This is a genomic window from Pannonibacter sp. XCT-53 (genome assembly GCF_009915765.1).
Lineage (GTDB): Bacteria > Pseudomonadota > Alphaproteobacteria > Rhizobiales > Stappiaceae > Pannonibacter > Pannonibacter tanglangensis.
This window is the reverse complement of sequence record NZ_JAABLQ010000002.1, coordinates 454,672-465,973: the sequence shown is the minus strand read 5'-3', so window position 1 is coordinate 465,973 and position 11,302 is coordinate 454,672. Positions and strand designations below refer to the sequence as shown.

7 protein-coding genes are annotated in these 11,302 nt (G+C 69.1%); 2 read left to right on the top strand and 5 right to left on the bottom strand.

Features of this window, described 5'->3' with window-relative positions:
• Window positions 1-60: 60 nt before the first annotated feature.
• Together GWI72_RS16850 and GWI72_RS16845 are read left to right on the top strand one after the other, a co-directional pair.
• Window positions 61-714 carry a GntR family transcriptional regulator gene (locus GWI72_RS16850; RefSeq protein WP_161709415.1) on the top strand — a complete coding sequence of 218 codons (654 nt, stop codon included), beginning with the start codon at window positions 61-63 and terminating at the stop codon, window positions 712-714.
• Between the two features lie 44 nt (window positions 715-758).
• A complete protein-coding gene (locus tag GWI72_RS16845; protein WP_161709414.1) occupies window positions 759-2,255 on the top strand; it encodes an aldo/keto reductase in 1,497 nt (498 codons plus the stop codon).
• A gap of 255 nt (window positions 2,256-2,510) precedes the next feature.
• On the opposite strand, the gene GWI72_RS16840 is transcribed toward GWI72_RS16845, so the two are convergent.
• From GWI72_RS16840 to GWI72_RS16820, 5 genes are all read right to left on the bottom strand, one after another.
• Window positions 2,511-4,241: an ABC transporter ATP-binding protein gene (locus tag GWI72_RS16840; RefSeq protein WP_161709413.1), complete on the bottom strand. Its 1,731-nt coding sequence runs from the start codon at window positions 4,239-4,241 to the stop codon at window positions 2,511-2,513.
• 314 nt (window positions 4,242-4,555) lie between these two features.
• Window positions 4,556-5,080 carry a cyclic nucleotide-binding domain-containing protein gene (locus GWI72_RS16835; RefSeq protein WP_161677077.1) on the bottom strand — a complete coding sequence of 175 codons (525 nt, stop codon included), beginning with the start codon at window positions 5,078-5,080 and terminating at the stop codon, window positions 4,556-4,558.
• Between the two features lie 21 nt (window positions 5,081-5,101).
• Window positions 5,102-7,756 (bottom strand): NHLP bacteriocin export ABC transporter permease/ATPase subunit, encoded by a 2,655-nt coding sequence (locus tag GWI72_RS16830; protein WP_161709412.1) that lies wholly within the window; start codon window positions 7,754-7,756, stop codon window positions 5,102-5,104.
• An 11-nt stretch (window positions 7,757-7,767) separates the two neighbouring features.
• Entirely contained in the window at window positions 7,768-9,954 is a 2,187-nt protein-coding gene (locus tag GWI72_RS16825) for an NHLP family bacteriocin export ABC transporter peptidase/permease/ATPase subunit (RefSeq protein ID WP_161677079.1), read from the bottom strand.
• A gap of 8 nt (window positions 9,955-9,962) precedes the next feature.
• Entirely contained in the window at window positions 9,963-11,285 is a 1,323-nt protein-coding gene (locus GWI72_RS16820; RefSeq protein WP_161709411.1) for an NHLP bacteriocin system secretion protein, read from the bottom strand.
• Window positions 11,286-11,302 lie beyond the last annotated feature (17 nt).

Genomic DNA, 11,302 nt, shown 5'->3' with positions numbered 1-11,302 from the left:
CTGGACCGGCCCTGAACCGAGGCAGACCGGCAGCCGGGCGAGACATTCGGGGAGCAGCACATGAGCGCACCGCGCATCGCGAGGATCGACCAGTCGAAACTCAGGGAGAACGTCTATTTCGCGCTGCGCGACGCCTTTACACGCGGCGAGTTCGCCCCCGGCGACACGGTCAGCCTGCGCGATCTGGCCGAACAGCTCGGCACCTCGATGACCCCGGTGCGCGAGGCCGTCCGCCGTCTCGTGGCCGAAGGCGCGCTCATCGACACGCCAAGCCGCACCCTGCAGGTGCCCGCCTTTGATGCACGCCGGATGCAGGATCTGAAGCAGGCGCGGCTGGCGCTCGAGGCCCTCGTGCTCGATCTCGCCATGGACCGCATGTGCCCCGAGACCATCGCCGCGATGGAGGCGGTCCTGACCACGCATTCGGATCCCGAAATCACCGGCCCCGACTTGCAGCAGAACTACGATTTCCACTTCACGCTCTACCGCGCCAGCGAGTCCGAGGTGCTGCTGCCGCTCGTCGAAGCGCTCTGGCTGCAGTACGGCGCCTATCTCAACCTCATCATCAAGCATGAGGAAGCCCTGCGCATGCCGGAGCACAAGCATCACCAGGAGATCATCGCCGCCCTGAAGTCCGGCGACCGGGCCGCCGCCCATGCCGCACTCGCCAATGACATCGAGCGCAGCTTCCGCGTGCTGGTGCCCACCCCCTGACCCTTTCCCTTCGCCGTTTTCGACATCGACACAAGAGACATTTCATGACCCGTCACCCGGCTTCGCCGCTCACGCCCGCTCGTCCCGACCGTTTCCCGCTGGCTCCGGGGCTGGAGATCAGCCGCGCCCTCACGGGCCTGTGGCAGGTGGCCGACATCGAACGCAAGTCTGGCCCGATCGACCCGGATCTCGGCGCGGACTGGCTGGAGGCCTATGTCCGCGACGGCTTCACCACTTTCGACATGGCCGACCATTACGGCACCTCCGAGCTGATCACCGGCCGCCTGCTGGCGCGCTGTGCAAACGGCAGCGCCGACAGGCCGCTCGCCTTCACCAAGTGGTGCCCCGAACCCGGCCCGATGACCGCCGACGTGGTGCGGGCGGGCGTCGAGGAGCGGCTGGCGCGCCTCGGCACCGACCGCATCGACCTGCTGCAGTTCCACTGGTGGAGCTTCGAGCATCCGGGCTGGCTCGACGCCCTGCACGAGCTGGCGCGCCTGCGGGCCGAGGGACTGATCCGCGAGATCGGCGTCACCAATTTCGATGCCGCCCACCTGCATCTGGCACTGGCCGACGGCATTCCGCTCGCCACCAACCAGGTCTCCTTCTCGCTGGTGGACCGGCGCGCGGCAGGCCAGCTCGCCGAGGTCTGCAGCGCCCACGGCGTGCATCTGCTGGCCTATGGCACGCTCTGCGGCGGCTTCCTGTCCGGCCGCTGGCTTGGCCAGCCGGAGCCGCATGACATCGAGGACTGGAGCAAGATGAAGTACAAGCGCTTCATCGACACCATCGGTGGCTGGACTGCCTTCCAGGGCATCCTGACGGCCGCTGGCAGCATCGCCGCGAAGCACGGCGTCTCGATCTCCAACGTCGCCACCCGCTGGGTCCTCGAGCAGAAAGCAGTCGCCGGCGTCATCATCGGCGCACGCCTCGGCGAGGCCATGCACACCGCCGACAACCTCAAGCTCTTCGGCTTCAGGCTGGACGCGGAGGATCACGCCCGCCTCGAGGCGGCCTTTGCCGCGACACAGCCCGTGCCGGGCGACTGCGGCGATGAATACCGCAAGCCCCCCTTCCTCACCGCCTCGGGGGATCTCAGCCATCACTTGAGCGAGATGCCGCGCGCCAGCACCACCGAACTGACGCCGCATCGCCCGGGCGGCTTGCGCGTGCTGACCGGCTCGGAGTGGGAGGACATCGCCGGCTATTGCCGCGCCCAGCGCATCGGCGACCGCATCCTCGTCTCCGGCACCACGGCCACGGCCGGCGCCAGCCGCCCCGTCGCCCCGCAGGATGCCGCCGCCCAGACCACCTACATCCTCGACAAGATCCAGTCGGCCCTGACCGCGCTCGGCGCCAGCGCCGAGGACGTGGTCCGCACCCGCGTCTATCTTACTGACCCGGACGATGCCTTGCCGGTGTCGCGCGCCCATGGCCGCGTCTTCGGCGAGATCAAGCCCGCCAACACCCTCCTCGCCGTCGCCCGCCTGATCGGCGACTACAAGGTGGAAATCGAGGCCGAGGCGATCATCCGGCCGTAAGTCCGCTCGATCCCGAACAGGACGCCGGACGCCTCACGCGTCCAGCGTCTCAGACTGCTGACAAACCGACTCACGGTCATTCCGGACAAGGTGAGCGTTCAGCGAACCGCAGATCCGGAATCCAGCGCGTCTGTGCGAGCGCCAGCGAGCCCATAGACAAATCGATGCAACAAGACCTGTGACATCACTTCGCTGACGCTCGGCCGGGCCGGGGTGACCCTGAGTAGGTGTCAGCAGTCTTGGACGCCGGACGCCTCACGCGTCCAGCGTCTGGGCCGCGTGCAGGTCGGCATAGAGGCCGCCGCGTGCCAGCAGCTCGGCATGGGTGCCGCTCTCGGCGATGCCGCCCTCGGCCACGACGACGATGCGGTCGGCGTTGCGGATGGTGGCGAGCCGGTGGGCGATCACCAGCGTCGTGCGCCCGTGCGACAGGCTGGCGAGGGACCGCTGGATCTCCCGTTCCGTCTGGCTGTCGAGCGCCGAGGTCGCCTCGTCCAGGATCAGGATCGGCGGGTTCTTGAGGAAGATCCGTGCGATCGACAGGCGCTGCTTCTGCCCGCCGGAGAGCTTCACCCCGCGCTCGCCGATGATCGTGTCGAGCCCGTCCGGCATCGAGGTGATGAGGTCGGCCAGATGCGCCCGCCGGGCCGCGTCCCTGATCTCGTGCTCGCTCGCCCCCAGCCGCCCGTAGGCGATGTTCTCGCGGATCGTGCCGCCGAACAGGAACACGTCCTGCTGCACGATGCCGATCTGGCTGCGCAGCGAGGCAAGCGTCAGGTCGCGGATGTCGGTGCCATCGACAAGGATGGCCCCCCGTGTCGGCTCGTAGAAGCGCGGCAGCAAGGACAGGAGCGTCGTCTTGCCGGCCCCCGACGGCCCGACAAAGGCGATGGTCTGTCCGGCACGGATCTCCAGGGTCACATGGCTCAGCACCGCCCTTTCGCGGGCGTGGGCGCCGGAATAGCCGAACGAGACATCCTCGAAGCGGATGTCGCCCTTCAGCGGCGGGGCGACACGGGCCGTCGGCGCATCGGTGATGTCCGGAGCGGTGCCGATCAGGTCGAGATAGCGGCGGAAGCCGGCGATGCCCTTCGGATAGGTCTCGATCACCGAATTGATCTTCTCGATCGGCCGGAAGAACACGTTGACCAGCAGCAGGAAACCGACGAAGCCGCCATAGGTCAGCTCGCCGCGCAGCACCAGATAGCTGCCCGCCAGCATGACAAGAAGCTGCACGATGCGCATGCTCATGTAGCTGAGCGTCGTCGAGGCCGCCATGATCTTGTAGGCCTCCAGCTTGGTGGTGCGGTACTTCTGGTTATCCGCCTCGAACAGGCGCTTCTCGTGCGCCTCGTTGGCAAAGGCCTGCACCGCGCGCATGCCGCCGACATTTTCCTCGATGCGCACGTTGAAGTCGCCGATGCGGCCATAGATGCGGCGCCAGTTCTGCGTCATCTGCCCGCCGTAGCGGCTCGTCACCCACATCACCAGCGGCACGATGAGCCCGGTCATCAGCGCCAGATGCACATTCACCCAGAGCATCAGCGCAAAGGCACCGAGGAAGGTCATCACCGCGATGAACAGATCCTCCGGCCCGTGATGCGCCACCTCGCCGATTTCTTCCAGATCCTTGGTCACGCGGGCGATCAGGTGGCCGGTCTTGGTGTTGTCGTAGAAGCGGAACGAGAGCTTCTGCAGATGCTCGAAGGCCTTGCGCCGCATGTCGGTCTCGATGTTGATCCCGAGCATGTGGCCCCAGTAGACCACCACCGCGTTGAGGCCGGCCGTCACCAGATACATGCCGAAGAGCCCGACGCCGGCCAGCAGGATCAGCGAGACACTCTGCTGCGGCAGCAGCTGGTCCACGAACAGCTTCACCGCAATCGGAAACGCCAGTTCCAGCAGGCCGGCGACGATGGCGCAGCCGAAGTCGAGCAGGAACAGGCCGCGATAGGGCGCGTAATAGGCAAAGAACCGGGACAGCATGGCGATCCACGCAAGTTGGGGCCGAGGGGCGACACGGCACGGCCGCGCGAGCGCCGGGCCTGCCACGGCCGCGCTCGGTCACTCCCTGGCTCGGATGTCTTGGCTTGGTCCGGGGCGCGCCCCCGAAAGGGGGCATCCGCTCCGGCTTGGCTGGCGGAGCCCGACCTTAGTGCGTCGCAGCCGGCCTGTCCCGTCTCGCGGGGCTCCGGCGCGGATTTGGTCAGCCGCCTGTGGCAGGAAGGCCGCAAGGCACAGGGGACATGCCCGCGGCCGCACGTCCGGTCCGGGCCGAGCGGGGCGAAGTTGGGCCTGCCTCAGCGAACCTCCGGCCGATCCAGCATCTCCAGCAGCTGCTGGAAGCGCAGGCCGGCCATCGACACGCCGTCCAGCACCATGTCGTCCAGCTCGTCCTCCGCCGGCCCGCTGCCGCCCTTGCCGCGCTGCGTCGTGGTGCGCAGGCGGTCGGCCAGGAAGATGGCGAGCGCCTTGTAGAAGCGGGCGGCAAAGGCCGGGTTTTCGGCAAGCCGCTTCTCCACCAGCGCCTTCTCGAGCGCCAGCACCCGCGTGTCGCGGGCAGCCTCCACCGTCGCGGACGGCGGCGCCTTGTCGACAAAGGACATCTCGCCGAGGATCTCGCCGCTCGACAGGCTGGCGACCACCCCGACGCCGGCGACCCGCACATCCACCTGGCCATCGAGGACGATGAAGAGATGCGCCGTCGCGCGCCCCTCCTCGATCAGCACCTCGCCCGGCTTCAGGCTGCGGCGATGGCCGCTCTGCCCCATCCAGACGATGTCGGCATCATCGAGCTGACCAAGGATGTAAAGCACCTTGCGCATGAAAGGACTCCCTTGAAAATCTCAGACGAGCTGCCGCCGGGCATGGGCCGCAAACACCCCGCCCTTCTGCATCAGCTCGGAAAATGTCCCCGTCTCCACGACCTTGCCGCGCTCCAGCATGACGATCCGGTCCACCTTCTCGATTGTGCTGAGCCGGTGCGCGATGACGAGCCGGGTGACCGGCAGGCTGGCCAGGGTCTCGGTGACGATGGCCTGCGTGCGGTTGTCCAGCGCGCTGGTCGCCTCGTCGAGCATCAGCACCGCCGGCTTCTGCACCAGCGCCCGGGCAATCAGGATGCGCTGGCGCTGGCCGCCGGACAGGGTGCCGCCGCCGTCCAGCAGCACGGTGTGCATGCCCATCGGCATCTGCTCGATATCCCGGTCCAGCCCCACCAGCCGCGCCGCCTCCAGCGCCTCGTCCAGCCCGAGGCCGCTTTCCCCGGCGATGTTGGCATGGATGCTGCCGGCCATGATCCGGCCGTGCTGCAGCACCACGCCGATCTGGCGGCGCAGGTCCGACAGGTCCAGCCGGCTCAGCGAATGCCCGTCGTAGAAGATGTCGCCCAGCTCCGGACGGTCGAAGCCCAGCAGCAGGCGCAGCAGCGTCGACTTGCCCGAGCCCGAGGCCCCGACGATGGCGACGAACTCGCCGCGGGTGATCCTGAGCGAGAGTTCGTTCAGCGCCAGCGGCGCGGTCTCGGTGTAGCGGAACGACACGTTGCGGATGTCGATCGTGCCCTCGAGCGTCACCGGGCGGCTGTCGACCGGCGGCGTGTCGGGGACGGAGGCGATGATCGGCTCGGCCCGTTCGATCAGCGGGATGGCGGTCAGCGACTGGGTCAGGGCCCCGGCCAGCGCCGAGATCGCCGCCAGCACCTGGGCAAAGGCCGTGGTGACGGTCACGAAATCGGCCAGCGAGAAGCTCGGCGCGGTGCCGCCCTTCAGCGCATCCGCCTTCATCAGATAGACGATGGTGGCATAGAGCGTCAGCGTCGCCAGCTGCGGCAGCAGGGCATCCAGCGTCGCCTGCCAGTTGGCCCAGCGTCCTGCGGCCACGGTGTGGCCGATGTTGCGGGCAAAGAGCTGCGACCAGCGGGCAAAGCCCATGCGCTCGCTGGCAGCGGCGCGCAGCTTGCCCACGCCCATCAGCATCTGCACGACGAAGCTGTCCAGCCGCCCCTTTTCCGCCAGCCGCCGGCGCTCGTGGATGAGGCCGCGATAGGACACGAAGGCGTTGACACCGCCGAGCACCAGCGCCAGCGCCAGCGCCAGCAGGGCGAGGCGCCAGTCGACGGTCAGGATGGGGATCAGGCTGATCAGGCTGAACACGCTGCTTGCCGCCGCGCTGGAAAAGGCCTCGGTAATGACCTGCCGCGCGCTCTGGATGCCGAGCACCCGGTCGGTGATGTCGCCCACCGCGAAGCCCCGGAAGAAGGCCGGTGGCAGGCGCAGGAGGCGCAGCAGCAGCGCCGGCTGCAGCCGGCCCTCGAAGCCGAGTTCCGCCCGCAGCATGGTCAGCGCCTTGCCGGCCTCGAACACGGTCCGCGCCAGCGCCGCCGCAATCAGCCCGCCGATGATGACCCCGGTCAGGCCGATGTCGCCGTAGGGGATGGCATTGCTGATCAGGAAGCGCGAGCCATAAGGCACCAGCATCGCCAGCACGGCGGTTGCCAGCATCAAGAGGACAAGCCGCACCCGGTCGGCGGCGAGGGTTGCGAAGCCGAAGACGAACAGGTCGCGGAAGCGCAGCGGCCGCGCCGGCAGCGCCGGATAGAGCTGCAGCGCATCGGAGGCGAGGCCGCCGTCGCCGCTGCCTTCCATCGCGTCGCTGGCAATCGGCCGCACCTCGGCGCCGTCGCGGATGACCCAGCGCCCGCCGGCATGCAGCAGCGCCACCGGCCGCCGCTCGGGCCCCAGATAGCCGAGCATCGGCGGCCCCGGCTGGCGGGTCCAGCCCGGACGCAGCAGCACCGGCCGCGAGATCATCTCGTGCCGCGCGAGCACGGCCTGCAGGCGGCTCGCCACGGTCGCGTCCGGAGCGGGAGCCTCGAAGGCCTCGATCCGGGGCGTCACCGCCTGGGCCGACATCAGGGCCAGGAGCGCCGCCTTCAGCGGATCACCTGCGGTCGGGATCGCGCCCCGCGCCAGCGCCGCACCGCCGCCCGACGCCACAAGCCCGGCCAGCGCATCCGCCGTCAGCGCCTCGCCATGCCGTCGCCGGCGTTCGCGCCAGTCATCGGCTCCGGGCATCCGCCGGCTGGCCAGCGCCCGGGCTGCGAGCAGCGGGGCCAGCTCTGCCGTCGCAGCGGCCGCATCCTGCAGGCCGCCTGTGCGCGGCGCATTGACCGCCTGCCGCAAGGCCTCGCACCAGCCGTCGGCCAGGGCCCGCGTGACGGTGCTGCCGGCCGCAAGCGGCTCGACCTCGCTGTCGGGGCCGCCGGCGGCGAAGAAGCGCACGGTCGTGCCGTCGTCCGTGACCACCGCACCGATGCCGCACAGGAGCGCGCCGGTCTCCAGCCGCAGCAGCGCGGTCCGGCGCTGCGTCCGCGGATCCCCCGCGACGGCAAAGACGTCGACATAGCTGCGGCTGACCCGGTACCAGGCGGAGGGATCGCCGAGGTCGAGCGGATGCGCGCTGGTGACGGACAGGGACGCGCGGATGTCGGTCTCGCTCATGGCCCGCCTCCTCAGTGTCCGCCCGAGCGGATCAGGTCGGCATAGTCGCCGCCCGCCGCCATGAGGCTGTCGTGGTCGCCCCGCTCGACGATGCGGCCCTGATCCATGACGATGATCTCGGAACAGTCGCGCACGGTGCTGAGCCGGTGGGCGATGATGATCGCGGTGCAGCCGCGCCGGCGCAGGTTCTCGTCGATGATCTTCTCGGTCTGCGGGTCGAGTGCGGCGGTGGCCTCGTCAAGCACCAGCACGGCCGGATCGCCGACCAGGGCGCGCGCGATCTCCAGACGCTGGCGCTGGCCGCCGGAGAAATTGCGGCCGCCTTCCTCGACGCGGGCATCCAGCTCGCCCGGCCTTGCGACGATGTCGTCGAGGATCGCGGCATCTTCCAGGGCCCGGGTGATGGCGTCGTCCGGCACATCCGGATTCCACAGGGTCAGGTTTTCCCGCACCGTGCCCTCGAACAGGAAGATTTCCTGGTCCACATAGGCGATGTTGGCCGCCCGGCGGTACTGGTCGAGGTCGCTGAGCGGGATGCCGTCAATGCGCACCTCTCCCGACCAGGGCGCCACAAGACCGCAGATGATGCGCCCGAGCGAGGACTTGCCGCAGCCCGAGCGGCCGACCAGCGCGATGCGCTCGCCCGGCCGGGCCCGCAAGGAAATGCCGTCGAACAGCGGCTCGTCCAGCGGATTGTAGCCATAGCGGATGGTGTCCAGCTCCAGCGCCCCGTTGAGCAGCGTCGGGCCACGCGCCAGCTCCGGCGCGGGCGGCTGCGTCAGCGGATCGGGCGGATTGCGCATGGCGTCATCCACCCGGTTCAGGTCGGCGCGGATCGCCGCCAGCTTCGGCGACAGCTGCACGAGGCTGACGAGCGGCGCGGTAAAGCTCGCCGCCAGCAGCTGGAAGGCCACCAGGTCGCCGATGGTCAGCCCGCCCTGCATCACCCGCAGCGCGCCGACGCCCAGGATGGCCGCGTCGATCAGGCCGCTCAGCAGCGTCGGGCCGAGCGAGGTGATCATGGATTTCTGGCCCACGTCCTGCGAGGTGTTGAGCATGCGGGCATGCACGCCCGCCCAGCGCCCGAAGGAACTGGTCTCGAGGCCGGACGCCTTGATCGTCTCGATGTTGTAGATGATGCCGACGGTTGCCCCGCCGAGCTTGCCCTGCTCGACGGCAAAACGGATGGAATCCTGCCGCAACCGCTTCTGCACGAAGCGCAGGAGCAGCAGGTTGGGCAGGCCCAGCGCCACCGTCATCAGCCCGAGCAGCGGATCGTAGCCGATCAGGACCAGCGCGAAGAAGATCAGCGTGCCCCAGTTGAGCAGGGCATTGGCCATGTCGGCCGAGATCACCTCCGCCACGCGCCCGCTCGCCTCGATCCGTTCGGCCACCTCGCCGGGACTGCGTTGCGAGAAGAAGGCCATCGGCAGGTGCAGCACCCGCCAGATGAAGGCGCTGGCCCCCGTGATGGTGAGTTTCGTCTGCAGCCTCAGGATCAGCGAGGCGCGCAGATGCGTCAGCACGGCCCGGATCAGGGCCGTCGCCGCCAGCGCGAGGAACAGCGGCGTCACCCAGTGTTGCTGCTGCATCATCAGCACGCCGTCGACGAACAGCTTGGCATAGACCGGCAGCACGACCCCGGGGATGACCAGCGCCAGGCTCAGGATGGCAATGAGGGCCAGGCCCTTGTGCGACTGCGTCACCCGGGCCCGGAAGGCGGCCATGAGCCCGGAGGGCTTGGCGGTGCGCCGGAACTCCGGCGTGCGCTCGAAGGTCAGCACCACGCCGGTAAAGGCCTCCGACAGCTCCTCGCGCGTGATCACCCGCGGGCCGCTGGCCGGATCATTGATGAAGGCATGGGTCTCGGTCATGCCTTCAAACACGACGTAGTGGTTGAAGTTCCAGTGCAGGATCGCCGGCCAGGGCAGGTCGACGAGCCCCTCCGGCTCCTTGCGGTAGCCTTTCGCCGTCAGGCCGTAGCGGCGGGCGGCCTTCAGCACGTTGCTGGCCTTGGAGCCGTCGCGCGAGACGCCGCAGGCAATGCGCAGTTCCTCGAGCGGGATCCAGGCACCATGGTGGGCGAGGATCATCGCCAGACTGGCCGCGCCGCATTCCACCGCCTCCATCTGCAGGATGGTGGGGGTCTGCATGCGACGCCGGCGCTTGCGCGCCACGGCAGGCTTGTCTTTGCTCATGGCCCCGCTCACCCGGCCAGACCCGTGATCTTGCGCAGCCACGGGATGACGTAGCTGATCGGCCGCCGCCAGGCGACGGTCACCTCGGCTTCGGCCAGCGAGCCGCTGGTGAACTGCTGCTCGGGGCCGGAGCCGCCGGACCAGGCAAACCCGCTCGCCGTGCGCGGATCCCGGGTCAGCGAGATCCGCGCCGCGTAGGGCGCCCCTTTTTCGGAGAAGCTCTGCACGAGCTGGTCGTTGCGCAGCACCGCCTGCATCGCCTGGGCCGTCGAGGGGAAGTCGGACACGTCGCTGACGCGCCCTTCCATCATGCCGAACTCTTCCCGCCGCACGGTCGAGGGGGCGATCTGCACATCCATGCCGGGCTTCACCCGCTTGCCCTGGTTGGGCGGCAGGTACAGCAGCAGCTCAAGGCCGGTCGCCCCGCTCTCGACGCTCAGAAGCGGCTGCCCGGGCGCGATCCGGGTTCCCGGAATGGCCTTCCATTCCGTCACGCGCCCGTCGGCCGGGCTCAGGATCGTCTCCTGCTGGCGGAGCTGGATCTCGATCTCCGCCAGCTGGCGGCGGGCATCGGCCAGCCGCTCCTCGGCGCCGCGAATGTCGCGCTGGTTGGCGTTGCGCTGGGAAATGTCCTCGGTCTCGAGCTGGGACATCTGGCTGCGGGCTTCCAGCTCGCTCTGCCGCGCCTGCGCCAGCGCCAGCCGGGTCTCGTTGAGCTGCTGCCAGGTGATCAGCCGCCGGTCGAACAGGGAACTGTCCTGCTCGGCCTGCTTCGCCAGCACGGCCACCCGCTCCTGCGCATCCTTGACGCGCAGGTCGAGCACGCGGGCGCGCGCCGCAAGCGTGTCCTTCGATGCGCGCGCGCCTTCGGCAATCTGCCCGCGCAGTGTCTCGAGCTGGCCGGCGCGTTCGCTCACCACGGCCCGGATGTTCTCCAGCTGCTGCCGCAGCGCCGGATGGATGACCCGCGCCACCTGTTCGCCCTGCGACACGCGACCGCCGACAGGCACCAGGATCTCCGACAGCGTCCCCTCGCCGATCGCCACCGCATCGACGACCCGGCCGCCGGAGGTGATCAGGATGCCCGATCCCTTGACCCGTTCCGGCACCCGGCCGAGGATCGACCAGGCCAGCGCAAGGCCGATCAGCGACAGCACGGCAAGCATCGCGATCCAGTCGCGCGGCCGCGTCAGCCGGATCAGCTGGTCAAGCTGCTCCGGCGATGACAGCCGGTCGAGAGCCGACTTGCGGAACAGCCGCGCGGCCTGGTTTTCCACCGCCGTCTGGGGCGCTGCTGCGGAGGTCTGCGAAGCGGAGGTTTCGGTCGCCATTCCCATACTTTCAGATC